We start from the raw sequence: 23,446 nt of genomic DNA, 5'->3' as shown, positions 1-23,446 counted from the left end.
CGCGGGCCCGGCAGCGCACGCAGCCCACCGGCCTCCGCGCCCGGCCGGACCCGCCCCGCCGTCCCTCCCGCGGCCCGACTTGAACGGTCAGTTAGGCGGCAGCCGCCGAGCTGAGCGCCTGCAGATGCCGGACGCCGGACCGTACGGCCCAGAAGAAGACCGCGAGCGCGAGGGCCGCCACGGTGATCGAGTCGTACGGGGCCGGCAGCCGGCCGGAGCCCTCGAAGGTGCCCAGCCAGGAGAGCACCGTGAGGGCGACGAGGTAGACCACCAGCCAGGCGCCGGTGCGGAGTTCGGCACCCAGCGGACGGCTCGGGCCGGCGCCGTCGGCCTCCAGGGCGGCCTGGTCGGTACGGGCGCCGGGGCGGCGCATCGCCAGGAAGATCAGCAGGCCGCCGAGGACGAGAGGCAGCGCGAGACGCAGATCCTGCCAGCCCGACCAGTAGACGAACTCGCTGGACACCACGAAGCTGACCGGCGCGATCCAGCGCAGCCCCGGGACCCAGCCGGCGGTACGGCCGCCCGGCTCGGCGCGGAACACGGCGACCGCGACCGCGGAGGCGGCGTAGATCAGCAGGTACATGTCGCCCATCACGCTGACGATGTCCTGCCAGCCGCCGAACGGAAGCAGAAAGACGACGATGACGATGAGGTTGACCACCAGCGCCCGGCGCGGGATGCCGAACCGCTCGTTGACCTTCATGAAGTACCGGGGAATGGTGCCGTTCTTGGCGAGCGCGTAGGTGTGCCGGGCGTCGATCGCCACGCCCACGTACGCCGAGCCGCCGGGCGAGACCACCGCGTCCGCGTAGAGCAGGCTGGACAGCCAGTGCAGATTGAGGATCAGGGCGAGCTGGCCGAACGGCGAGTCGAAGGAGACCCCCTGCCAGCCGTGGCCGAGCAGGTTCTCGGGGACGGTGAAGAGGAACGCCAGCTGCAGGGCCAGGTACATCAGGACGGCGAGGCCGATCCCGGTGAGGACGGCGACGGGAATGGTCCGGCGGGGGTTGCGGGTCTCGCCCGAGAAGTCCAGCGGCGCCTGGAATCCGTTGACGGAGTAGACGATGCCGCCGCCGGCCAGCGCCGTCAGACAGGCGACATAGCCGTACGGCGCGAATCCGCCGTGGTCCGTCAGCCGGCCGGAGTGCCAGCCGGAGGCGATCAGCGCGATCACGGTGACCACCGGGACGACGATCTTGAACACCGAGACCAGGTTGTTGAGCGTGGCGAACATCCGCACCGCGAACCAGTTCAGCGCGGTCAGCAGGACGCTGAGCCCGGCGGCCAGGGCCAGCCCGGAGACGGTGAGGGTGTGGCCGTTGTAGATGCCGGGGAGGTAGTGCGCGGCGTACTGCATGATCGCGCTGATCTCGGCCGCGGTGCCGCCCACGGACAGCAGCGTCGACCATCCGATGACGGTGCCGACGAGCCGGCCGCTGGCGAACAGCGGCCAGCGGACCGTGCCGCCGCCCTCCGGCCGGGATGCGCCGAGCTCGATCATCACCAGGGCGACCAGGGCGCACAGCACGCCGGCACCCACCCAGGACAGCAGCGCGGCGGGTCCTGCCGTCTGTGCCGCATACATGGCGGCGAACAGCCAGCCGGAGCCGACGATATTGGAGAAGCCGATGCCCGTCAGCCCCCAGAAGCCCAGGTCACGACGCAATCGGCGCTCCTGCACCTGCACTTCTGGCGCGCCGGCGCCCTCGCCCCCCGCTGATACCTGACGCTCCGTCACGGAAACGGCCTCCTCGATTCACTGTTGCGGCTCGCCGGACCCTACTCGACGTGCGGCGATGGCAAATTTCCCGCTCCATCGGCGGACACCTCGTCCACACAGCGCACCGCCACGGCCCCGGAGCGTGCAGCGCCGGGCCGGGCGGCGGAGATCCGGACGCACCGGCGCGCGGGACGGCACGACAGTGCAGGGCACAGGCGAAACAAAGAATTCATACGGCGGGCAGCAAGGGGAGGTCCGCGGCGGCCGTCATCACTCGACCTGATCCGCCGGGACGCCGCAGGCCGCGTGTGCACGGACGGGCCGGCACACCGGACCGGCCGTCACCGGCTCCGGCGCACCGGGGCTCAACGGCCGCCCCCACCGTCGTGATCCGTACGCATGTTTTACCGTGGCCGGGTAGATGTCGCCGGGGGAAGCCGCATCGGCACACGGGGATGCCGGCTCTGCCGTAACTGCCGTATAGAGGCGAGGAGCTGACGTATGACGCTGCCGTGGCGGGAGAACGAGGACTGGCGGCGCCGGTACCCGCAGCCGGGGCCCGACTGGACGCAGGGCATGCCGCAGGGGCCGACGGATCCGCTGACGCCCATGGGGCGGGTCGACCAGTACGGCCGGATGGGGAGCGCGCTGCGCGCCGGCTCGCTGTCGGACTGGCAGCGGAAGGTGATCGTCGGCTTCGCCGTCGGCGCGGCCGTGGTCACCGTGGTGTCGGTCCTGCTGGCCCTGTTCGGCTGACCGTCCGCCGTACGGACCGGGAGCAGGCCCTGGACGGACCGGAAACAGGTGGCCGGCTCGCCGGGAACACCCGCCGGGGCGCCCCCGCGCCCGCAGGCGGTCAGCAGCTCCAGCAGCCCGACCAGCAGGCGGACCGGTGGGCGTGCAGGCGCCGTCCGTGGAGCGGGACGGGGGCAGGTGCCCCGGCCTCGCCGGGCGCGGCGAGGGCGCGCAGCGCGGCGATCTGGGCGCACAGCACGACGCTGAGGGCGGCGATTTCTTCCGGCTCGGCGTGGCCCTTCTCGATGCGCAGCCAGGACTCGGGCGGCTCGTCGGGCACCGGGCACCCGTCGACGGGCGAGGGGACGTCGGCGGGCGGGGCGTCGGCGGCGGGCGGGGTGTCGTCGGCCGTGCGCTCGCCGGCAGCCGTGTCCTCGGTGCGGCGGGTGCGCTCGACGGCGGGGGTGCCCGCCCCGGCCGTGGCCGGGCCCGCGCCGGTGGGTGCGTGCTCCACGAGGGGGGCGGCAGCGCCGTTGCGGGGGCTCGCGTCGGTGGAAACGACCGTGCCGACGGGTCCGGCCTCGCCGATGACGGTGCTCGCGTCGGTGGATGTGCTCATGTGGGGGTCCGTGGGCTAGGTGGCGGTGCGTGGCGCATGACGGGCCGCCCCGGCGTCGCGCTGTGCCGCGTACGGACAGGTCACCGTCCCGACGCTACGAGCGTCCCCGGATGGTGTCGCGCGGGAGGCGCTCTGCCTGCGCCATTCGGACGACCCCGCCGCTGTCCCAGGCGTGATATCCGGCCCCGGCACCGTGTTGCTCCCGGCCCCCGCACCCCGGGCGACGAGCATCGCGCCCAGGTATGTGCAGGCGCGCGGCTGCCGGATGACGCAGTCAGGATGGCGGGACGATGAGACGTGACCAGGCCGACGACGAATGTGCTCCTACGCGGGACGAGGGGCGCCGGGGCTTTCTGAAGTGTGCGGCGGGGATGGCAGGCGCGGCGGCCGCCGTGGGACTCGGCGGGGAGGCCGTCGCCGTCCCGGCGTCCCGGACGGCGGCCGGGCTGCGTGCGGACGGGCAACTGCCCGACCAGATCCCCTTCCACGGCCGCTATCAGTCCGGCATCGTGACACCGCAGCAGCTCTTCGCCGGGTTCGTCGGCTTCGATGTGCTGGCCGAGAACCGGGAAGGCCTGACCGAGCTGTTCCAGCGGCTCACCAAGCGGTCGCGCATCCTGACGGCAGGGGTGAAGCCGCAGGACGAGCAGGTCGCCAAGGAAGCGCCGACGCCGGACTCGCTGACCATCACCCTCGGGGTCGGCGCCTCGCTGTTCGACGACCGGTTCGGGCTCTCCGGGCACAAGCCCCGGCACCTCAAGGCCATGCCGGCCTTCCCCGACGACCGGCTGGAGCCGCCCCGCTGCCACGGTGACCTGTCCCTGCAGATCTGCGCCCAGCACCCCGACGCGATCGTCCACGTCCTGCGCGATCTGGCACGGGAGACGGAGGGGCTGCTGCGGCCCCGCTGGCGCACGGACGCCTTCCTCAACCCCTCGCGGCCCTCGGGCTCGCCCCGCACCTTCATCGGATTCAAGGACGGGATCGTCAATCCGGACACCGGATCGGCCCGGGAGATGGACCGGCTGATGTGGGTGACCCCGCCGTGCGGCGAGCCGGAGTGGGCCCTGGGCGGCAGCTATCAGGTGCTGCGCCTGATCCGCTTTCACATCGAGAAGTGGGACAAGCTGCCGGTGGACCGCCAGGAGCGGATCTTCGGCCGGCGCAAGGCGAGCGGTGCCCCCCTCGACGGCGAGCACGAAACGGATTCCCCGCGGTTCCACGACGACCCGCACGGGACGAAGATCCCGCTCAACTCGCACATCCGGCTGGCCAACCCCCGCACCGAGAAGACCGACGACTCCCGCTTCCTGCGCCGTAGTTACAACTACGACGCCGGTTTCGACCGGAGCGGGAAGATGGACCTCGGACTGGTCTTCTGCGGCTACCAGCAGGACCCGGAGCGGCAGTTCGCGACGGTGCAGCGGCGGCTCCAGCACGAGCCGCTGTCCGAGTTCGTCACGCCCCTCGGCGGCGGCTACTTCTTCATCCTGCCCGGGGTACGGGACGCCGACGACTGGTTCGGCTCCCGGCTGCTGGAGAAGGTCTGAGCACAGCGCTGGCGGTGCCCCGGCGCCTGTGACGCCGGGGCACCGCCACCGGGCGAGGGGCCCGTCAGCAGATCCGCGGCAGCTGCTCCCCCAGCGGCAGATCGACCACCCGGGTGCCGCCCAGCGGGGTGCGGGCGACGACCATGCCGGGGTGGGTCTCGACGGTCTCGCCGATGACCGCGGCGCCGGCGCCCAGCGGGTGCGCGCGCATCGCGTCCAGTACGGCATCGGCATGGGCGCGGGGGACGAACGCCACGAGCTTGCCCTCGTTGGCGACGTACATCGGGTCCAGGCCGAGGATCGCGCAGGCATTGGCGACGGCCGGCGGGACGGGGACGGCGCGTTCCTCGATGACGATGCCGGTGCAGGACGCGGTGGCGATCTCGCACAGGGCCGCGGCCAGTCCGCCTCGGGTGGGGTCGCGCAGCACATGCAGATCGGGGGTGACGGCGAGCATGCTCTCGACGAGGCCGCCGAGTGCCGCGCAGTCGCTCTCGATCTCGACGCCGAATTCCAGGCCCTCCCGCACGCTCATGATCGCCACACCGTGCAGGCCGATGTCGCCGCTGACGATCACCACGTCGCCGGGGACGACGCGCTGCGGCCGCAGGTCGACGCCCGCCGGGATCAGCCCGATGCCGGCGGTGTTGAGATAGACCCCGTCACCGTGGCCGGCCTCGACGACCTTGGTGTCACCGGTGGCCACCTCGACGCCGGCCGCCCGCGCGGCCGCGCCCATGGCATCGGCGACCCCGGCGACCACCGGCATCTCGACGCCTTCCTCCAGAATGAAGCCGCAGGAGAGGTAGGCGGCCCTGGCGCCGCTCATGGCAAGGTCGTTGACGGTGCCGTTGACGGCGAGATCGCCGATGCAGCCGCCCGGGAAGAAGAGCGGCCGCACGACGTAGGAGTCGGTGGAGAACGCCAGGCGTACGCCGCCGAGGGAGACCGCCGCGGAGTCGCCGAGCTGGGCGAGGATCTCGCCGCCGAAGGCCGGGGCGAAGATCTGCTGGACGAGTTCGGCGGACAGTGCGCCGCCCCCGCCGTGCCCCATGACGATCCGGGGCTGGTCGCGGACCGGAGCGGGGCAGGTCCAGCCGGAGATGTCGACGGTGGGCAGGCCGCGGTCGGCCGGGGTGGGGGCGCCGTGGGCGGATCGGGTGGTGTCAGGCAACGGGGCTCGCCTCCTGCGGGGTGGGCGGGGTGCCGAGTCGGCGGTAGAGGTAGTAGGCGGCGCAGGCGCCCTCGCTGGAGACCATGGTGGCGCCGAGCGGGGTGCGCGGGGTGCAGGTGGTGCCGAAGGCCTCGCACTCGTGCGGCTTGATCAGCCCCTGGAGGACCTCCCCGCTGCGGCAGGCGGCGGGTTCGCGGGTGGTGAGGCCTTCGACGGAGAAGCGGTACTCGGCGTCGTAGTCGCGGTAGCGCTCCGACAGCCGCCAGCCGCTGGCCGGGATGGTGCCGATACCGCGCCAGGCGCGGTCGGTGACCTCGAAGACATCGGCGAGCATGGCCTGGGCCGCCGGGTTGCCCTCGGGGCGTACGGCGCGCGGATAGGCGTTGTCGACGGTGTGTTCGCCGCGCTCCAGCTGGCGCACGGTGCGGCGGATGCCCTCCAGGATGTCCAGCGGTTCGAAGCCGGTCACCACGATCGGCACCCGGAACCGTTCGGCCAGCTCCGGGTACTCCCGGATGCCCATCACGCTGCACACGTGGCCGGCGGCCAGGAAGGCCTGCACCCGGCAGCTGGGCGACTGCATGATGGCCTCGATGGCGGGCGGCACCCGGACGTGCGAGACCAGCAGGCTGAAGTTGGGGATGCCGAGCTTGCGGGCCTGATGGACCGTCATGGCGTTGGGGGGTGCGGTGGTCTCGAAGCCGATCCCGAAGAACACCACCTGGCGGTGCGGATTCTGCTGGGCGATCTTGAGGGCGTCGAGCGGGGAGTAGACGACTCGTACGTCCCCGCCGCGGCTGCGCACCTGGAACAGGTCGCGGTCGCTGCCGGGGACCCGGAGCATGTCGCCGAAGGAGCAGAAGATCACGTCGGGGCGGGCGGCGATCTCCAGCGCCTTGTCGATGACCTCCAGCGGCGTCACACACACCGGGCACCCCGGGCCGTGGATCAACTCGACGTTTTCCGGCAGCAGTTGGTCGATGCCATGGCGGATGATGGTGTGGGTCTGGCCGCCGCAGACCTCCATCAGGGCCCAGGGCCGGGTCACCGTGGCCCGGATCTCGTCGAGCAGCCGGCGGGCCAGCCCGGGGTCCTGGAACTCGTCGAGGTACTTCACCGGATCGCCTCCGTCGCCCCGTCACCGGGGGCCGCGGCCGGTGCGCCACCGGCTCCCGCGACCGCCCCGTCATCTGCCCCGGAAGCGACAGCCGCCTCCCAGGGATCGCCGAACTCCTCCTGCAGCAGGCCCAGTTCCTCGAACAGGGCGAGCGTCTGCCGAGCGGATTCCTCGTCCAGGCGCTGCAGCGCGAAACCGACATGGACGATGGCGTACTCGCCGACCTGCAGATCGGGGACGTACTCCAGGCACACCTCCTTGACCACCCCGCCGAAATCGACGGTGGCCATACGGGTGCCGTCCCGTTCCTCGATGTCCAATACCTTGCCGGGTACCGCCAGGCACATGGGTCCTCTCCCTCCTCGTCGTGGGTGCGTTGCGTCTGCCTCGTCGGGCCACCGCTCAGGGCACGCCCACCCCGCCGAACGCCGGTACCGCGCGGGCGGCCACGACGATCTGGCCGAGCGCCAGTCCTCCGTCGTTGGGCGGGACGCGGCGGTGGCGCAGGACGGTGAACCCGTCCTGCCGCAGGAGGCGGGCGGTTGCCTCGGCCAGCAGGGTGTTGGCGAAGACGCCGCCGGTCAGCGCCACGGTCGTCAGGCCGGCGCGCTGCCGGGCCAGCGCGCAGCAGCGCCGGACGAGATCGGCGACCGCGGTGTGGAAGCGGGCCGCGATCAGCGCCGGGGCGGTGCCCGCCCTGAGGTCCTCGACGATGGCGGTGAGCACCGGGGCCGGGTCGGCGACGGTGTCGGCGCCCGCCTGGCCCGTCGGTGCGGTGTGCAGCGCGAAGGTGTAGCCGGGGCCGTGGTCCTCGCCCGCGGTCAGCGCCGCCGCTTCGAGCGCGACGGCGGCCTGGGCCTCGTATCCGGCGTGGTGGCAGACCCCGGCCAGCGAGGAGACGGCGTCGAAGAGCCGGCCCATGCTGGAGGTGGGCACACAGTTGAGGTGGCGTTCCAACTGCCGTGCCAGCAGCGGCCGTTCCTCGGGCGGGCAGGCCGCCACCGGCGGCAGATCGGCGGCCCAGTCGAGGCCGGCGGCGCGCAGATGGGCCAGGGCCATCCGGTAGGGGCGCCGTACGGTGGTGTCGCCGCCGGGCAGCGGGACGTAGGCGAGCTGTCCGAAGCGGCGGTATCCGTCGTAGTCGGCGAGCAGGATCTCGCCGCCCCACACGGCGTGGTCGTCGCCGTAGCCGGTGCCGTCGAAGGCCACCCCGATGACCGGCTGCCGGTCGCCGAGGCCGTGTTCGGCCATGGCCGCTGCGATATGGGCGTGGTGGTGCTGGACGCGCACCAGCGCCCGGCCGTCGGTGTGGCGCTCGGCCCAGCGGCCGGAGCGGTAGCCGGGATGCCGGTCGGCGGCGAGGAGTTGCGGACGCACGCCGGTGACCGTCTCCAGATGCGCCTCGGCCTTCTCGAAGGCGAGCTGGGTCGCCAGGTCGTCCATGTCGCCGATGTGCGCGGACAGCCAGGCGCGGCGCCCCTCGGCGAGGCAGAGCACGTTCTTGAGGTCGCCGCCGGCCGCCAGCGCGGGCCGCACCGGTACCGGGAGCGGGACGGGGAACGGCGCATAGCCGCGCGAGCGGCGGACGAACAGCGGCTCCCCGTCGCTGATGCGGACCACGGAGTCGTCGCACGGGACATGGATCGGCCGGTCGTGGAGGAGCCAGGCGTCCGCCAGCTGCGCCAGGCGCGCCACGGCCTCGTCGTCGTCCGTGACGATCGGTTCGCCCGCGATGTTGCCGCTGGTCATGACGAGCAGCCGGGGGCCCGGCGGGTCACCGGGCAGGCCGAGCAGCAGATGGTGCAGCGGGGTGTACGGCAGCATGACGCCCAGGTCGGGGCTGCCGGGGGCGACGGCGGCCGACAGCGCGGGCGCGTCGGGGGGCGGCGCGGGGTGCGGGGCGCGGCGCAGCAGGACGATGGGGCGTACCGGCCCGGTGAGCAGCGCGCGTTCCTCGTCCCGCATCCGCACCAGGTGCTCGATGTCGGTAAGTTGACGGGCCATCAGGGCGAAGGGTTTGTCGCCACGGGACTTGCGGCGGCGCAGCGTGGTGACCGCGGTGTCGTCGGAGGCGTCGCAGACGAGGTGGTAGCCGCCGAGGCCCTTGACGGCCACGGTGGCGCCGTCGGCGAGCAGCCGGCGGGTCTCGGCGACCGGGTCGGGGCCGGTCGCCGGGCGCGGGGGGCGGGTGCGGTCGGCCGGGTCGGCGGTCAGCAGCCGCAGCCGGGGGCCGCAGTCGTGGCAGGCGATGGGCTGGGCGTGGAAGCGACGGTCGGCCGGGTCCGCGTACTCCCGCGCACAGCGGGCGCACATCGGGAACCGGTCCATGGTCGTCAGGGCACGGTCGTAGGGGACCGCGGTGACGATGGTGAAGCGCGGCCCGCAGTGCGTGCACGTGAGGAAGGGGTGCCGGTAGCGGCGGTCGGCCGGGTCGGTCAGCTCGGCGAGGCAGGCGTCGCAGGTGGCGGCGTCCGGGGAGACCAGGGTGCGCGAGGGGCCGTCGGCACGGGAGGGGAGGATACGGAATCCGGTGTCGCCGGCCACCGCGAGGTCCTCGCCGTCGACGGCCTCCACCACGGCCAGCGGGGGCGCCTCGGCGCCGAGCCGTTCCCCGAAGCGGGCGAGCGCGGCGGGGGCGCCCTCGACCTCGGCGACCACGCCGTCGCCGGTGTTGGTGACATGGCCCGTCAGGCCCAGTTCCGTGGCGAGGGTGTGGACGAACGGGCGGAAGCCGACGCCCTGGACGACGCCGCGCACGGTGATCCGGCGGCGGCCGGCGGCTGTCGCGGGGGCCGTGGCGAGGGCCCCGCCGGCCTGCCCCGTGGTCATGAGCGGCTCGACGCCACGGTGTCGGAGCCGGTCGGGTGCGGATGGCCGCCGTGTGCCGGCGGGGCGTGGGTGTGCCCCCCGTCGGGGGCGTCCCCCGCTCGGCCGTCCTCGACGTCGTGCACATGGTGGGACTTACGGGTCATGACCGGGATGTGCACCGGCGCTCCGTCGCGCGCGGCCAGCGCCCGGTCCAGCAGCACCCCGTCGCCGGTGCCGCCGCGGGCCGAGGTGAGGACGACCTCGACGCCGGGGTTGATGCGTTCGACATTGGCGCGGAACTCCGCCTCGTCGAAGGCGACCGCATCGGCGATGTCCGTCTTGGTGACCACGACCAGATGGGCGAGGCCGAAGGCGGTGGGGTACTTCAGCGGCTTGTCCTCGCCCTCGGTGACCGACGCCAGCACGACGCGCAGCGTCTCGCCCAGGTCGTAGGAGGCCGGGCAGACCAGATTCCCGACGTTCTCGATGAACAGCAGCCGGGTGTCGGCGGGCAGCCAGCCGTGCAGGTGCCCGCCCAGCATCTCCGCTTCGAGGTGGCACAGCCCGTCGGTGAGCACCTGTTTGACGGGGACCTGGGAGCGGGCCAGGCGCACCGCGTCGTTCTCGGTCGCGAGGTCGGCGGTGAGCGCGGCGACCGGGATCTTCCGGCTGCGGGCGAGGGTGAGTTCCCGCTCCAGGAGGGCGGTCTTGCCGCTTCCGGGGCTGGAGAGCAGATTGACGAGCGCGGTGCCACGGGCGGCGAGGTCCTCGCGCAGGGTGTGGGCGCAGGCGTCGTTCTTGGCAAGGACCGCCTGTTGCAGGTCGACGACACGGCACATGGTTCAGCGCTCCTCGTGAGTCGGTACGTGTAGCGGGGCGTCGTTCCAGCACACACTGACGATCTGCAGTTCCCGGCCGGAGAGCAGCTCGGCGCTCGCCCCGCCGCAGCCCGGACAGCTCAGCTGTGGGGGCATGCCCACCGGCCAGGCCTCGGCGCAGGAGCCGCAGCGGGCACGCGCCGCAACGGGCTCGGTGACCAGTTCCGCGCCCTCCAGCACGGTTCCGGCGCAGGCGAGGGAAAAGGAGAAGGCCAGCGCATCGGAGACCACGCCGGCCAGTTCGCCGACCTGGAGCCGGACGCTGTGGACCGTGCCGGCCCCGTCCGGCCGGGCCGCGCTTGCGACCTGGTCCACGACCGCAAGCGCGATGGACATCTCGTGCATCGGTCCCTCTCTGGTGCGGGGACGACCGGGTGCCGCTCGGCTTCATTAGACGGCGCGTCCAAAGGCCCGCCGGGGTGCCTCGCCGGGGCGGCCCGGCGGCGTACACCGTTCGGTGCAGCGCCGCCCGGTCACATGGCGCGGATCCGCAGATAGCGCTTGAGATCGGGCAGCAGGGACTTCAGGACGGCGGCGAGCGCGGCGGCGAGCACTCCGCTCACGGCGAGCTTCAGCATGATGGCGAGTTCCTCTCACTGGTGTGTGGTCCGGCGGCCGACGGTGTCGGCTCCGCCGCGCCGACGAGCTGCAGGATGAGCCCCACGGCCTCGTCGACCGCGGCGGCGACCGGTTCGCTGAGCCCGATGCCTTCGGCGACATCGGCGGGTTCGCAGCCGACGACCAGTACGCGGTCCGGGCGCCGGCTTTCGGTGCCCGCGCTGAGCGTGTCGAGCAGCGCGAGCACGGTGTCGGGGGTCATGTGGTGGCCGTCGAGCGTGGTGGCCTGCGGGCGGGCGGTGGCCGGGTCGGTGGCGTCGAGGAGGTGGACGGTGCCGGGTTCCTCGCCGCGCGCAGTGGCGTCCACCAGGAGCACCGTGTGGTAGCCGTCGAGCATCTGGTAGGCGAGGTGCACGCCCCGGACGCCGACGTCGACGACCTCGACGCCCTCGGGGAGTTCGTGCTCACCGAGCCGGCGGACGGCCTCGACGCCGAAGCCGTCGTCGCCGAGGAAGATGTTGCCGACGCCGGCGATCAGCGTCTTCCCGGGCGGCTTGCCGGCCGGCGCCCCGGCGGTCATGCCGCGGCCCCGCTGCGCTCGTCGGGCCGGCCCGCGCCCCGCGGGTGCCCGTGGACAGTTCGCTTGCCGTGCGCGCTCACGCGTCCTCCAGGGGAGCGATTTCGTCGGGTTGGAAGTACAGGAAGCGGCCCTGCTCCCGCCGGATGTCGACGCCCGGGTCGCCCTCCACGGTCACCGCGAGATGCACCCCGCCGTCGACGTCATGCAGCACGGCTTCGACCTGGGCGGTGCGGCCCTGGAGGAAGAGGTCCTGGGCGTCGGTGCGCCGCCGGCCGGGCCGCAGCAGCACCCGGCTGCCGGCGCCGACCGACCGCCCGTCGACGGTGACCCGGTCGCGTACGGGATCGACGCTGCGGTCACTCTCCGGGTCCCACCAGGGGGTGTCCGGGCCAAGGCCCGGCACCTCGGGCGCGAGGGCGTCGGGCGCGGCCGGTCCGGGGCCGGTGACCTCGCGCAACGCCCGTACGGCGCCGTGCAGTCGCTCCAGCACCTCGGGGGGCATGGTGTCGGCGAGTTCGATGACCTCGGCGGCGCGCGGGTCGGTGCCGCGGGCCTCGCGCTTCTCCTGGTCGGTGAGGGCCGCGGTGCGCAGGGCGAGGATTTCGTCGATCTCCAGGGCGTCGTAGAGGGCGCCGGGGCTCTCGGGGGCGATGGCCGGGTGGTCCTCCAGGATGATCGGGGCGGACAGCAGCACATCGCCGCGGCCGTCGGCGCCGGCCAGTACCGGCCAGGCGTGCTCGTTGCGGCAGGCGTCGACGGCGGCCCGGGCCCACTCCGGCGGGTCGGTCATGGACAGGAACGACCCCGCGCTCAGGCCGAGCAGGAGATGGGCGCCGACCAGGCAGTGCGGCAGCGCCGCGGTGCGGTCGGCGCCGGCGTCGTCCGGTTCCCAGCCGCTGGTGTTCTCGACGGTCGCGGTCAGCCGCAGCGTCGCGTAGGGGCCGTCGATCGCGCGCGCGGTCAGCCGCACCCGGCCGTCGAGCCGCGCACAGCGGCGCACCAGCCGGCCGACGAGCCGTCCTTCGGCGTCGTGTACCTGCTCGGTCTCCTCCCGCGCGGGCCGGGTGAAGGGCACGGTGACGCCCTCGCCGGTCAGCTTGGAGACATCGGCCTCGATCGTGACGCGCTCCTCGGCGCCCTCGTCCCAGGGAACGAGCACCCGGTCGGGCAGTTCGAGTTCCTCGACGGTCTCGAACCCGCCGTCCGGGCACAGGCGTTGGACGGTGCGCCGCTGTGCGTGCAGAAACCGCAGCTCGGCCGAGAGCCGGGCGCCGGACCGGGGCTCCATGAGGCACTCGGTGCGCTGGAAGGAGTGCTCGGCGCTGTCCGTTCCCCAGGCCGGCGGTACGAGGACGCCGAACTGCCAGCGGAGCCGGTTCTTGGCGGCGGACGCGCGGTACGGGTAGAGGACGTAGCCCTCGAACAGCACGGCGTCCGCCACCTGGCGGGCGGTGGCGAAGGGGTCCGCCGTCTCGTCGGGCAGGACGCCGGTCGTCATGTCGCGGTCCTCTCGCTGACGGAAGGGGCCCGGGCGGCGCCGCGCAGCAACCGGGCGTCCGGTGTGGGCGGCTCGGTGCCCCCGGCCGATTCCAGCAGCGACTCGACGGCCGCCTGCCAGGACGGAAGGGCGTGGCGGGAGCGGTAGGCGAGCAGTGCGTCGAGGGTTTCGCGGGGCAGCCGGAGCCAGCCGCAGCCGGGGAAGTGCGCCTCGGTCATCTCCTGCCATACGGCCACCGGCATCCGCACGGCCGCTTCCTTGTCCCAGGACACCGGCTGGACCTGGAAGCCGCCGGCCCCGGCGAACACCGTGCCGGAGAACAGCAGCAGCAGCGGCACCTCGCCCTCGTGCAGCGCACGGAAGTAGCGGCCGGCCGCGACCTCCAGGTCGTAGCTGCACGGGACGGCGAGATCCACCTCGGTCTCACCGGTGAAGCCGGGGACGACCTGGGAGACCTGGGCGAACTGCAGCGGGTGCAGGGTGCTGCCCCAGCGGGACCGCTCCCCGAAGAGGTCGGACAGCGCCTCGGCCTCGTCGTCCCGGTAGCCGCGCCGGGCCGGTTCGATGCGGATCTGGCAGCGCAGCGCGATGGCGTGCACCCGGGTCGCCTCGTCGGCGGTCAGGCGCAGGCGGAAGAGGAGGGTGGGCGCGGCGGCGTAGCGGTCCGCCCGTACGCCGGTGCACTCGAACGACAGCTCCGTCACGGCCGGTCCTCCTCCTTCTCCTTCGGTTCGCGGGCCCGGCGGGCGACCTTGGCGAAGAAGTCGGTGAGTGCGGCGCGCGCCTCGGCGCCGCCGTCGAAGCCCTGCCACAACAGCCGCATCCGGCCGACGAGTTCGTAGCAGACGTCGACGGGCACCAGATAGCAGTCGATGCGGCCCTCGAAGCGGCGCAGCAGCAGCGCCTCCACATCGGGTTCGAGGAGAGCGGAGAGCCGGCTGGCGCCGAGCACGGTCTGCCAGGTCGACGGGTCGAGTTCGCTCTCGGTGGCACCGGCCGGGCTGGGGTAGAGCGCGACCAGCCGGTCCAGGTCGGCGTTGTGCAGGAAGAAGGCGACACCGACGGGGATCTGGAGCAGGTCCCAGGCCGCGTCGTCGAGGGTGTGGCCGGGGTCGACGAGATAGCGGGCGGGGACGGTGCGGAACTGTCCGCCGCCGGATCCCGGCCGGTCGAAGAGCAGCGCGCAGGGGGTGCAGGCGCAGGCCAGTGCCCGGCGCTTGGTGTCGACCAGATGGCGGTGGTTGTGCTCGGCGAGCACCACGCCGCACAGTTCGCAGCGTTCCGGGGCCGGCGGCGTCGGTGCGCGGAAGCGGCGCAGGCCGCGGTGGGCGGCCTGCGGCCCCAGGCGGGTGGGGGCCGTCCCTGGGCCGTTCACGGGGCGCCGGCGCCGGTCGGGGGCCGGCGGGAGATCTGCAGCAGCGCTGGTTCGGGCGTGGCGCCCGCCGTCTCCCACTGCACGGAGTTCACTTCGGGTGCGTAGCAGGCGACGGCGGCCTCGACGGCCTGGTGGGCCTGATCGGCCGTGCTGGGGCAGCCGCAGCCGCCGGAGTCGCCCGCCCGCAGGCGCAGCACCCCGGTGTCCGCGTCGAACTCGGCCACCTCGGCGGCGTGCTGACGGCGGACGCTGTCCAGGGCCCGGCCGATGCGGGCCGCGGTGTCCTCGGGGTGCAGATCGTGCAGCACCAGCAGGCTGGTGACCAGTTCGTCGCGCAGCAGCGCCGGCCGCGGGCCGTCGTCGCCGGTGCCCACGTGGTGCATGATCCGGGCGAGTCCGGCGCCGTAGAAGTCCATCAGGACACTGACCAACTCCTCGGCGGCGGCGCTGACTTCGCGGTCGCCGCGCTGTGCGAGCCGGTCCAGGACGTCCTCGATGCGCCGGCCGGTCGCCTCGGCGTTCGGCGTGCTGCCGTGGGATGCGGTGCCCTGGGGCACCCCGGCCTGCGGTGCGGCGGCCGGCGCCGTGGTGGCCCGGGCGGTCATCCGGACAGCCCGCTCAGACCGGTGGGCACATGCATCTTCTGGACGGCCTTGCCGTCGCCGACGTACATGTGGACGCCGCAGGGCAGACAGGGGTCGAAGCTGCGCACCGTGCGCATGATGTCGATGCCCTTGAAGTTCTCCGGGGAGTTCTCCTCGAAGATCGGGGTGTTCTGGACGGCGTCCTCGTACGGGCCGGGGGTGCCGTAGCTGTCGCGGGTGGAGGCGTTCCACGGGGTCGGCGGATAGGGGTGGTAGTTGGCGATCTTCCCGTCCCGGATGACCATGTGGTGCGAGAGGACGCCGCGGACCGCCTCGGTGAAGCCGCAGCCGATGGACTCGTCGGGGACCTCGAACTTCTCCCAGGTCTGGTGGCGTCCGGCGCGGACCTCGTTGAGTCCCTGCTCCGCGAAGTGCAGCGCCATGGCCGCCGAGTACGCCTGGAAGTAGGTACGGGCCCGGTTGCGCTCCAGCGCATTGCTCCACTTCGGGATCTTCCACTCGAAGCGCGTCTCTGGCTTGGTCATGGAGCGGGGCAGGTCGATGACGACGCTCTGGCCGGTGGCCTTGACGTAGGGGGTGTCGACGAGCCCGGACAGCGCGGTGGACCACAGCCGGGCGATCGGGCCGCCGCCGGTGTCCAGCGCCAGATGCTCCTTGCCGTCGAACCAGCGCGGCGACATCACCCAGCTGTACTTGTCGGCGAAGTCCCGCTTCTGCGGGGCCGGGATGGTGTGCTGGTTCCACGGGTGGCGCGGGTCGACGGGGTTGCCGAGCGGGTCATGGGTGACGAACTGCTCCTGGCCTTCCCAGTCCTGGTAGTAGGAGCTGCCCAGCAGGATGCGGATGCCGAGGTTGATCTCGGTGAGGTCGTTGGTGACCAGCTTGCCGTCCACGATGACGCCGGGGGTGACGAACATCTTCCGTCCCCAGTCCGTCATGTTGCGGTAGGTGAAGTCGCAGTACTCCGGGTCGTTGAGCGCGCCCCAGCAGCCCAGCAGCACCCGCCGCCGGCCGACCTCCTCGTAGCCGGGCAGCGCCTCGTAGAAGAAGTCGAACAGGTCGTCGTGGAGCGGGACGACGCGCTTCATGAACTCGACGTAGCGCATCAGCCGGCTCATGTAGTCGGTGAAGAGCTGGACGCTGGCCACGGTGCCGACGCCGCCCGGGTAGAGCGTGGAGGGGTGCACATGGCGGCCCTCCATGAGGCAGAACATCTCCCGGGTGTAGCGGCTGACCTGGAGGGCCTCGCGGTAGAACTCGCCCTCGAGCGGGTTGAGGGAGCTCATGATGTCGGCGATGGTGCGGTAGCCGTGGTCGGCCGCGTGGGGGGCCTCGGTGCGCTGGGCGAGGTCCCAGACGCCGGGGTTGGTCTCGCGGACCATCTTCTCGCAGTAGTCGACCCCGACCAGGTTCTCCTGGAAGATGTTGTGGTCGAACATGTACTCGGCGGACTCGCCGAGGTTGATGATCCACTCCCCCAGGTGCGGGGGCTTCACCCCGTAGGCCATGTTCTGTGCGTACACCGAGCACGTGGCGTGGTTGTCGCCGCAGATGCCGCAGATCCGGCTGGTGATGAAGTGGGCGTCGCGCGGGTCCTTGCCCCGCATGAAGACGCTGTAGCCGCGGAAGACGGACGAGGTGCTGTAGCACTCCGCCACCCGCTTCTGCTTGAAGTCGATTTTGGTGTGGATGCCGAGGCTGCCCACGATCCGGGTGATCGGATCCCAGGACATCTCCGTCAGACCGCTGCCGTCACCGGCCGTCTTTGTCGTCGGTGCCATCGTGTGTGCCGTGCCCTTCTCTGCGCGCGGAAATGGGGGGTCGGACGGAGAGTCCGGGGTGTCCGGACGGCTATGGGGGTGCGCTCACCACGGTTGCCGGTAACCGGTGGTCAGCTGGTCGCCGCGATGCCGCCACTTGGGCTCGCTGTCGACGGTCTTGGCCGTGATGCCGCGCAGCCGGCGGACGATGCTGCCGTACGCGGCGCTCGCGGTGCTGGAGACCTTGGCGCCGGGCGGCTCGTCCATGAACGGCATGAAGTTGTCGGGGAAGCCGGGCATGGTGCAGGCGATACAGATACCGCCGACGTTCGGACAGCCGCCGATGCCGTCCATCCAGCCCCGCTTGGGCACGTTGCATTTGACCACGGGACCCCAGCATCCGAGCTTCACCGAGCACTTGGGCGAGTCGTAGGTGGTCGCGAACTGGCCCTGCTCGTAGTAACCAGCCCGGTCACAGCCCTCGTGCACGGTGCTGCCGAAGAGCCAGGTCGGCCGCAGCTGGTCGTCCAGCGGGATCATCGGCGCCGCTCCGGCCGCCTGGTAGAGCAGATAGGTCAGCGTCTCCGAGAAGTTGTCCGGCTTGATCGGGCAGCCGGGCACGCACACGATCGGGATCCCTGCCTTGGACGTCCAGTCCCAGCCGAGGTAGTCGGGCACCCCCATGGCTCCGGTCGGGTTGCCGGCCATCGCATGGATACCGCCGTACGTGGCACAGGTGCCGATCGCGACCACGGCCAGGGCCTTGGGCGCCAGGCGGTCGATCCACTCACTGGTGGTGATCGGCTGGCCGGTCTCGGGGTTGTCACCGAAACCGCACCAGTAGCCCTCCGGCTTGATCGACTCGTTGGGGATGGACCCCTCGATGACCAGCACAAAAGGGTCGATCTCGCCGCGCTCGCCCTTGAAGAACCACTCGATGAAGGTGTCCGCGCCCTGGACCGGGCCGGATTCGAAGTCGATCAGTGGCCAGTGGACGGCGACCTTGGGAAGTCCCGGCAGCGCGCGGAGCGCGATCTCCTCGATACTCGGCTGGGTCGCGGCGGTGAGCGCCACGGAGTCACCATCGCAGCTCAGGCCGGCATTGATCCACAGAACATGGATCGGGGATTCGTCCTCGGCGGACGGCTTTCCTTTGGCATCGGCCTTGGTGGCCGTACGCGAAGCTGCAGACATGGGAATGTCTCCTAGGCAGATATGCAACGAAAGCACTCATTCAAGGCTTTCATCCACCTTGGTAACACCGATCCCGAGAGCCGGGGCGATCGCCAGGGGCCGTTGCGGTGATGTGCCACCCGACCGTCGGATCGGACCGTCGGGTCGGATGGGGCTGGCCGCTCGGCGAGGGGCGCCGGCGCCGGGGCGCCGTGGAAGCCGCTGACGCCGCCGTCCACTGCACGGCAGCACGCCCCCGGCGGGTCGTTCGGTCGCCGGGGGCGTGCTGTCGTGCGGTGGACGGCGGCGTGCTCTTGTGCAGTGGCGGTGCGCGCGGACGGCTACGGTCCGGGGGCCGGTCGGGGTCGGTCCGCCGTCCGGGGGTCGGCCCGGGGGGGCGGTCGGCCCGGGGGGCGGTCCGGGGGTCGGCCCGCGGTCCCTGTCCGGTCGTCAGCCCAGGGCCCCGGGCTGCACGGCCGTCACGTCGAACCGGCCGCCGCATACCCGCAGGCCGCCACTGCCCGTGGTCATCGACTCCTTGGAGCCGGGCGGGTAGACGTAGACGATCTGCGACTTGCCCCAGCACGGGGTGTCCGAGACGCCCTCGTTGAGGGTGTGCAGCACGGCATGTGCGCTCTGCCCCGGCTGGAGCCGGACGACGCCGCCGCTGCCGCCCGCGCGGGTGGCGGGCTTGCCGACCGCCGAGCCGTCCCGGTTGATCAGCGACACGCCGGGGAAACCGCGCAGCGAACAGGCCTTCTTGCCCTTGTTCGTGAAGACGAGGGAGTAGTGGATGTTGCCCGCACCGATGTCGGCGGGGCCCAGGCGCAGCGACATGGCGGCGGCGGTGCAGCGGTCCGATGCCGACATCGCGGAGCTGTGGGACTGGGTGGTGCCCGGGACCGAGCCCTTCGGTGTCACGCTGGGTGCCGACGAGGACCGGTGACCGCCCGGCGCGGAGGACTGCGGCTTGGCGCCGGGCGAGTGTCCGCTGCCGGACGCCTGCGAGCCGCTGCCGGCGTCGCTGGACGTGGCGGGGGAGGCGGCCGACGAGGGGTGGGATGCGGCATCGGTCCCGCCCTTGCAGGCGGTGAGCCCGAGCGCAGCGACGGCGATCAGCGATCCTGCGGCGACACGGCGGCCGCGGCCGGGCTTCTTGATGGTGAGCGACATGAGTGTCCCCCTCGTCTGGTAGGTGCGAGCGGTCGTAGAAGGTGTGCGGTCCGTCCGTTGCCCTTTCCAGCGTGGCCCCGGTCACTGCTGGTCCGCTAACGAGGCACTAACACACCGCTAACGACCGTGTACGCTCGGCACGCCGATGACTCCGGCAACCGGTGTGACCAGCCGGGATTCCGGGCGTGCCGCTCAGACTCGCAGAAAATCCCCGAGTTGCGGACAGGGCACCACCGGGTTCGGCCGTTCCGCGGAACGGGTTCCTCCGCCTCACTCCTCCCGACCGACCCACCGACCCCGAGGGCTCGGCCGGTGGCCGGTTTTGCTACGCCCCCTGTCCCTGGTCGGCCCCCATGTTCGGCGGATCGGGCCCCGGATTGCCGTAGAAGCCGCACTCACCCCGCCAGGGACGGGCTACGCCCGCCCCCGGGGCCAGTGAGCCGGCGCGCGACCGCGCATCGTCCGGGGCCCAATCAGCGGGCCAGGAGGGCGCGGGCGGCGCCGCGCCGGCGTCGACCCGGGTGCCCGCCGGGGAGCCGGACGGTGGGTGCGTCAGCCGGTAGAAGCGTCAGCCGGTGGTCGCCGGGGGCTGGGCGAGCTCCAGGTCGAGGAGCGCGTCGGCGCCGCCGGTGAGGGATATCGGGGCGGCGTGCGGCGGATATCCGACTGCGGTGAGGGTGTAGTGACTGCCGCTCAGCTCGGTGAAGGCGAAGACGCCGTCCGGGCCGGTGACGGTGTGCCCGGCGACGGTGCCGTCCTCCACGAGGGTCACGGCGGCGTCGGCGAGTGGCCGCCCGCCCGGACCCCGCACCGTGCCGCGGACCGTTGCGGCCGGCTGCAGTCGGGCGTCCAGCCGTTCCGCCTCGCCGCCGGACATCTCCCATGCACGGGCCTGCGGCCGGTGCCCCGGTGCGCTGAGGACCAGGGTGTACGCGCCGGGCGGCAGCTGGGCGACCTCCCAGCGCCCGTCGGCACCGGAGGCCGTACAGGCCACCACATCGCCCCTGGTGTCGGTGACGACGACGCTCCCGCCGTCCAGCGGGGTGCCCTCCGGGCCGCCGAACAGGGTGCCGTGCAGCCGGGCGTAGCCGCTGAGTATCAGGTCGACCCGGGTCGAGGCGTCCGCGCCGCGGAGGGTGACAGAGGCCGCATGCGGGGCGTGGCCGGGCGCGGCGGCGGTCAGGACATAGGAGCCGGCCGCGGGAGCAGCGAGCGCATAGCGCCCGTCGGCGCCGGCCGTGGTGACGCCGGCCTGGCGACCCTGACGATCTATCAGGGTGATGCTCGCACCCGGGACCGGGGCACCAGAGGCGTCCGCCACCCGGCCGCGGAATCCGGCCTCGTGGTCGATCACGCGGTCGGTCACGCGGTCGGTCCGAACGGCTGCGAACCGACCGGCTGTCTCCGCCCCTTCGGCCGGTGCGGCAACCGCGGGCAGTGCGCCCGCCGCCGGTGCACTGCCCGCGCTGCCCGTGGCCTGCGGGCCCCGCGAGCCGTGCACAGCGGCGTGCTGCTCCGCGTCCTCCGTACCATCCGGGCTCTGCGCAACCAGGGCCGGACGACGGGACGCCTTCGGCTGCGACGGCAGGAAGGACGCCAGGGCGAGGCCGGCGAGGACCACGGCCGTGGCGATCAGGAAGGAGACCCGGAAGCCGGCCATCGTGGGCACCGTGACACCTCCGGCGCGCATGGACATGTGGGCCAGCACCATGCCGATGACCGCGCTGGACACCGAGGTGCCGATCGAACGCATCAGGGTGTTCAGGCCGTTGGCCGCGCCGGTCTCCGACGGGTCGACGGCGCCGATGATCAGGGCGGGCAGCGAGGAGTACGCCAGGCCGATGCCGGCGCCGAGGACCACCGCGATGATGACGGTCTGCCAGGCGGCGGCCATCAGGCCCATACCGGCGCCGTACCCGATCGCGATGACCAGCATGCCCAGCATCAGGGATGCCTTGGGGCCGCGCCGGGCGGCGATCCGCGCATACAGCGGGGCGACGCACATCATCGTCAGGCCCAGCGGTGCCATGCACAGCCCGGCCACCACCATCGACTGGCCGAGGCCGTAGCCGGTCGACGTGGGCAGCTGGAGCAGTTGCGGCAGCACCAGGGAGACCGCGTAGAACGCCACACCGACCGTGATCGAGGCGAGGTTGGTCAGCAGCACCGCACGCCGGGCGGTGGTCCGCAGATCGACCAGCGGATCGGGCCGGCGCAGCTCCAGCACGCCCCACAGCACCAGGATCAGGGCCGCGAGGCCGAACAGACCGAGGGTGGTGGGTGAACCCCAGCCCCAGTCGCTGCCCTTGGTGATGGGCAGCAGCAGGGCCACCAGACCGGCCGACAGCCCGAGGGCACCGGCCACGTCGAAGCGCCCCTGGGCACGTACCGCGGTCTCCGGTACGACGAGGAGGGCGAGCAGCATCGACAGCACGCCGAGCCCGGCGGCGCCGAAGAACAGGGTGTGCCAGTCGGCGTGTTGGGCGACCAGGGCCGCGACCGGCAGCGCCAGCCCGCCGCCGACGCCGATCGAGGAGCTCATCAACCCCATGGCCGCACCGAGCCGTTCACGCGGCAGCTCGTCGCGCATGATGCCGATGCCGAGGGGAATGGCGCCCATGGCGAAGCCCTGGAGCGCCCGGCCCACGATCATGGTGACCAGGTCGTCGGTGAATCCGCAGACCAGCGAGCCGACGACCATGATGGCGAGGCTGGTCAGCAGCATCCGCCGCTTGCCGTTCAGGTCGCCGAGGCGTCCCATGATCGGCGTCGCGACGGCACCGGCGAGGAGGGTGGCGGTCAGCACCCACGTGGCGTTGCCGGGTGCCGTGTGGAGCAGCACCGGCAGGTCCTTGATGACCGGCACGAGCAGCGTCTGCATCACCGCGACGACGATGCCGGCGAAGGCCAGCACCGGAACGATGCCACCGCTGGGCCTACGGTGCCCGCCCTCGGCCGGGTCGTGGACCAGGGGCGCTGCGGCCATGGCCGCCGCCCCTCCGGCTGGCTGGTCGGTCGTCGTCCGGGTCATGCGCAGGGCCTCCAGGGCGGCGGAGAGGAGTGTGGTGTCGTCAGGGGTGGCAGAGCGGGGATGAGCAGCACGCGAACCCAGTGAACCGCACCCCACTGACAATCCCGCTCGGAAGCGATCGCGTGCATCGCGCCCTCACTCACGGGCCACCGCCCACTGGTGCACCCGTCAACAGCGAGAGGCGCCGCGGTTCTTCCGCGACGCCTCCACTCCGGCCCACACTCCACTGACCTGCACACTTCGCGCACGACTCGTCCACATGCCGGCGTTGCACACCGACTACGCGGTATTTTTCAGCCGCCCTGAATGCCCTGGGTATCCGAACTGCCCGACACCTTCCGGCGAACCCGGCCCGCCCGCCCCGGCTTCAACTCACCGCAACATCGACCCCGGTGGGCGCCCGGCCCGTGCGCTGCAGCGCGGCATCGAGCTCGGCGCCGCGCTCCGGGTCCAGTTTGAGCTTGGCGAGCACGGCGGGCACCGCGATGCTGGGGAGGGTGTGCTCGAAGAACACCGTCAGACGGTGGCTGAGGTCCGCCTGATTGGACAGCGCGTTCGACATCAGCTGCAGGCCGGCGAACGCCCCGACGAAGAGCTCGGCGGTCTCGGACACCACGACGCTCTCCAGTACCTCGCCGCGATCCCTCGCCTGGTTCAGCAGATCCTCGACGAACCGCGTCCAGGCGATCATCCCCTGCTTGCGATCCAGGTGGTTGGAGCCCTGCTCGACGGCCAGCCGGGCCGCTCCGCGCTGGATCGGGTCGCTGCGCAGCCGGTACGCGAGCACCTGCCCCGCGTCGACGAACTCCTGCAGTTTGATCTTCTGCGGCTCCACGGCGATGTCCGTCACATGCTCATCGAGCACGGCGAGGGCGAGCTGTTCCTTGGAGGCGAAGTGGAAATACAAGGCGCCCTTCGTCACGCCGGCGCGCTCAAGGACCTCGGCGATGGTCGCACGGTCGTAGCCGAGGTCGTCGAAGACCGAAGCGGCTGCCTCCAGGATCAGTCGCCGGGTCCGAATAGCGCGGTCCTGTTGTGCCACAGGACGCCTCCTGTCTCTTGAAGTTTTCCCGTTCTGCATCAGTTAGCTAC

At 72.4% G+C, this 23,446-nt stretch carries 21 protein-coding genes; 2 read left to right on the top strand and 19 right to left on the bottom strand.

What is annotated here, in order from left to right:
• Positions 1 to 91: 91 nt before the first annotated feature.
• The gene (locus BKA18_RS35150; protein WP_429638747.1) at positions 92 to 1,738 is read right to left on the bottom strand and encodes an APC family permease; all 1,647 of its coding nucleotides are present in this window, start codon (positions 1,736 to 1,738) and stop codon (positions 92 to 94) included.
• Positions 1,739 to 2,221: 483 nt separating this feature from the next.
• Here BKA18_RS35150 and BKA18_RS35145 point away from each other — a divergent pair, with 483 nt between their 5' ends.
• Complete coding sequence (locus tag BKA18_RS35145) at positions 2,222 to 2,476, top strand: hypothetical protein (protein WP_359367567.1); 255 nt, start codon at positions 2,222 to 2,224, stop codon at positions 2,474 to 2,476.
• Positions 2,477 to 2,576: 100 nt separating this feature from the next.
• Here BKA18_RS35145 and BKA18_RS35140 read toward each other — a convergent pair whose 3' ends face one another.
• Positions 2,577 to 3,074 carry a hypothetical protein gene (locus BKA18_RS35140; protein WP_366044945.1) on the bottom strand — a complete coding sequence of 166 codons (498 nt, stop codon included), beginning with the start codon at positions 3,072 to 3,074 and terminating at the stop codon, positions 2,577 to 2,579.
• Positions 3,075 to 3,364: 290 nt separating this feature from the next.
• Here BKA18_RS35140 and efeB point away from each other — a divergent pair, with 290 nt between their 5' ends.
• Positions 3,365 to 4,624, top strand: coding sequence for an iron uptake transporter deferrochelatase/peroxidase subunit (gene efeB, locus BKA18_RS35135; protein WP_366044944.1), 1,260 nt, complete (start codon positions 3,365 to 3,367; stop codon positions 4,622 to 4,624).
• Positions 4,625 to 4,688: 64 nt separating this feature from the next.
• Here the strand turns inward: efeB and hypE are convergent, their stop codons facing one another.
• The 17 genes from hypE to BKA18_RS35050 form a co-directional block, all read right to left on the bottom strand.
• Complete coding sequence (gene hypE / locus BKA18_RS35130; protein WP_371126871.1) at positions 4,689 to 5,798, bottom strand: hydrogenase expression/formation protein HypE; 1,110 nt, start codon at positions 5,796 to 5,798, stop codon at positions 4,689 to 4,691.
• Positions 5,791 to 6,915, bottom strand: a complete 1,125-nt coding sequence (hypD, locus tag BKA18_RS35125) for a hydrogenase formation protein HypD (RefSeq protein ID WP_366044943.1) — start codon at positions 6,913 to 6,915, stop codon at positions 5,791 to 5,793. Before hypD ends, hypE begins: the two co-directional genes overlap by 8 nt.
• A complete protein-coding gene (locus BKA18_RS35120; protein WP_366044942.1) occupies positions 6,912 to 7,262 on the bottom strand; it encodes a HypC/HybG/HupF family hydrogenase formation chaperone in 351 nt (116 codons plus the stop codon). Before BKA18_RS35120 ends, hypD begins: the two co-directional genes overlap by 4 nt.
• A gap of 55 nt (positions 7,263 to 7,317) precedes the next feature.
• Entirely contained in the window at positions 7,318 to 9,744 is a 2,427-nt protein-coding gene (gene hypF, locus BKA18_RS35115) for a carbamoyltransferase HypF (protein WP_366044941.1), read from the bottom strand.
• Positions 9,741 to 10,562, bottom strand: a complete 822-nt coding sequence (gene hypB / locus BKA18_RS35110) for a hydrogenase nickel incorporation protein HypB (RefSeq protein ID WP_366044940.1) — start codon at positions 10,560 to 10,562, stop codon at positions 9,741 to 9,743. The genes hypF and hypB overlap by 4 nt, the downstream gene beginning before the upstream one ends.
• Positions 10,563 to 10,565: 3 nt before the next feature.
• Positions 10,566 to 10,946: a hydrogenase maturation nickel metallochaperone HypA/HybF gene (locus tag BKA18_RS35105; protein WP_366044939.1), complete on the bottom strand. Its 381-nt coding sequence runs from the start codon at positions 10,944 to 10,946 to the stop codon at positions 10,566 to 10,568.
• 128 nt (positions 10,947 to 11,074) lie between these two features.
• Entirely contained in the window at positions 11,075 to 11,179 is a 105-nt protein-coding gene (locus BKA18_RS35100; RefSeq protein ID WP_429638746.1) for a DUF6893 family small protein, read from the bottom strand.
• Entirely contained in the window at positions 11,173 to 11,739 is a 567-nt protein-coding gene (locus tag BKA18_RS35095; protein WP_366044938.1) for a hydrogenase maturation protease, read from the bottom strand. The genes BKA18_RS35100 and BKA18_RS35095 overlap by 7 nt, the downstream gene beginning before the upstream one ends.
• Before the next feature lie 76 nt (positions 11,740 to 11,815).
• Positions 11,816 to 13,237 carry a hypothetical protein gene (locus BKA18_RS35090; protein ID WP_366044937.1) on the bottom strand — a complete coding sequence of 474 codons (1,422 nt, stop codon included), beginning with the start codon at positions 13,235 to 13,237 and terminating at the stop codon, positions 11,816 to 11,818.
• The gene (locus tag BKA18_RS35085) at positions 13,234 to 13,941 is read right to left on the bottom strand and encodes a DUF6084 family protein (RefSeq protein WP_366044936.1); all 708 of its coding nucleotides are present in this window, start codon (positions 13,939 to 13,941) and stop codon (positions 13,234 to 13,236) included. The genes BKA18_RS35090 and BKA18_RS35085 overlap by 4 nt, the downstream gene beginning before the upstream one ends.
• Complete coding sequence (locus BKA18_RS35080) at positions 13,938 to 14,612, bottom strand: DUF5947 family protein (RefSeq protein WP_429638745.1); 675 nt, start codon at positions 14,610 to 14,612, stop codon at positions 13,938 to 13,940. Before BKA18_RS35080 ends, BKA18_RS35085 begins: the two co-directional genes overlap by 4 nt.
• A complete protein-coding gene (locus tag BKA18_RS35075) occupies positions 14,609 to 15,217 on the bottom strand; it encodes a hypothetical protein (protein WP_366044935.1) in 609 nt (202 codons plus the stop codon). Before BKA18_RS35075 ends, BKA18_RS35080 begins: the two co-directional genes overlap by 4 nt.
• Positions 15,214 to 16,998: a nickel-dependent hydrogenase large subunit gene (locus BKA18_RS35070; protein WP_006608003.1), complete on the bottom strand. Its 1,785-nt coding sequence runs from the start codon at positions 16,996 to 16,998 to the stop codon at positions 15,214 to 15,216. Before BKA18_RS35070 ends, BKA18_RS35075 begins: the two co-directional genes overlap by 4 nt.
• 84 nt (positions 16,999 to 17,082) lie before the next feature.
• A complete protein-coding gene (locus BKA18_RS35065; RefSeq protein ID WP_366044934.1) occupies positions 17,083 to 18,171 on the bottom strand; it encodes an NADH-quinone oxidoreductase subunit B family protein in 1,089 nt (362 codons plus the stop codon).
• A 429-nt stretch (positions 18,172 to 18,600) separates the two neighbouring features.
• The gene (locus tag BKA18_RS35060; protein ID WP_366044933.1) at positions 18,601 to 19,323 is read right to left on the bottom strand and encodes a DUF4232 domain-containing protein; all 723 of its coding nucleotides are present in this window, start codon (positions 19,321 to 19,323) and stop codon (positions 18,601 to 18,603) included.
• A 568-nt stretch (positions 19,324 to 19,891) separates the two neighbouring features.
• On the bottom strand, positions 19,892 to 22,354 hold the full coding sequence (locus BKA18_RS35055; protein ID WP_429638744.1) for an MFS transporter: 2,463 nt from the start codon (positions 22,352 to 22,354) through the stop codon (positions 19,892 to 19,894).
• Positions 22,355 to 22,721: 367 nt separating this feature from the next.
• On the bottom strand, positions 22,722 to 23,396 hold the full coding sequence (locus tag BKA18_RS35050; RefSeq protein WP_366044931.1) for a ScbR family autoregulator-binding transcription factor: 675 nt from the start codon (positions 23,394 to 23,396) through the stop codon (positions 22,722 to 22,724).
• Positions 23,397 to 23,446 lie beyond the last annotated feature (50 nt).

The organism is Streptomyces auratus (genome assembly GCF_050433025.1).
Lineage (GTDB): Bacteria > Actinomycetota > Actinomycetes > Streptomycetales > Streptomycetaceae > Streptomyces > Streptomyces sioyaensis.
Note: the sequence above shows the minus strand (reverse complement) of the source record. Positions and strands in the feature narration are given on the sequence as shown.

What these genes read in the sequence shown, in the direction of transcription:
- BKA18_RS35145 (WP_359367567.1), top strand. Translation starts at nt 2,222, where the DNA reads ATGACGCTGCCGTGGCGGGAGAACGAGGACTGGCGGCGCCGGTACCCG.
- BKA18_RS35140 (WP_366044945.1), bottom strand. Translation starts at nt 3,074, where the DNA reads ATGAGCACATCCACCGACGCGAGCACCGTCATCGGCGAGGCCGGACCC.
- efeB (WP_366044944.1), top strand. Translation starts at nt 3,365, where the DNA reads ATGAGACGTGACCAGGCCGACGACGAATGTGCTCCTACGCGGGACGAG.
- BKA18_RS35120 (WP_366044942.1), bottom strand. Translation starts at nt 7,262, where the DNA reads ATGTGCCTGGCGGTACCCGGCAAGGTATTGGACATCGAGGAACGGGAC.
- hypF (WP_366044941.1), bottom strand. Translation starts at nt 9,744, where the DNA reads ATGACCACGGGGCAGGCCGGCGGGGCCCTCGCCACGGCCCCCGCGACA.
- hypB (WP_366044940.1), bottom strand. Translation starts at nt 10,562, where the DNA reads ATGTGCCGTGTCGTCGACCTGCAACAGGCGGTCCTTGCCAAGAACGAC.
- BKA18_RS35105 (WP_366044939.1), bottom strand. Translation starts at nt 10,946, where the DNA reads ATGCACGAGATGTCCATCGCGCTTGCGGTCGTGGACCAGGTCGCAAGC.
- BKA18_RS35100 (WP_429638746.1), bottom strand. Translation starts at nt 11,179, where the DNA reads ATGCTGAAGCTCGCCGTGAGCGGAGTGCTCGCCGCCGCGCTCGCCGCC.
- BKA18_RS35095 (WP_366044938.1), bottom strand. Translation starts at nt 11,739, where the DNA reads ATGACCGCCGGGGCGCCGGCCGGCAAGCCGCCCGGGAAGACGCTGATC.
- BKA18_RS35090 (WP_366044937.1), bottom strand. Translation starts at nt 13,237, where the DNA reads ATGACGACCGGCGTCCTGCCCGACGAGACGGCGGACCCCTTCGCCACC.
- BKA18_RS35075 (WP_366044935.1), bottom strand. Translation starts at nt 15,217, where the DNA reads ATGACCGCCCGGGCCACCACGGCGCCGGCCGCCGCACCGCAGGCCGGG.
- BKA18_RS35070 (WP_006608003.1), bottom strand. Translation starts at nt 16,998, where the DNA reads ATGGCACCGACGACAAAGACGGCCGGTGACGGCAGCGGTCTGACGGAG.
- BKA18_RS35065 (WP_366044934.1), bottom strand. Translation starts at nt 18,171, where the DNA reads ATGTCTGCAGCTTCGCGTACGGCCACCAAGGCCGATGCCAAAGGAAAG.
- BKA18_RS35060 (WP_366044933.1), bottom strand. Translation starts at nt 19,323, where the DNA reads ATGTCGCTCACCATCAAGAAGCCCGGCCGCGGCCGCCGTGTCGCCGCA.
- BKA18_RS35055 (WP_429638744.1), bottom strand. Translation starts at nt 22,354, where the DNA reads ATGACCCGGACGACGACCGACCAGCCAGCCGGAGGGGCGGCGGCCATG.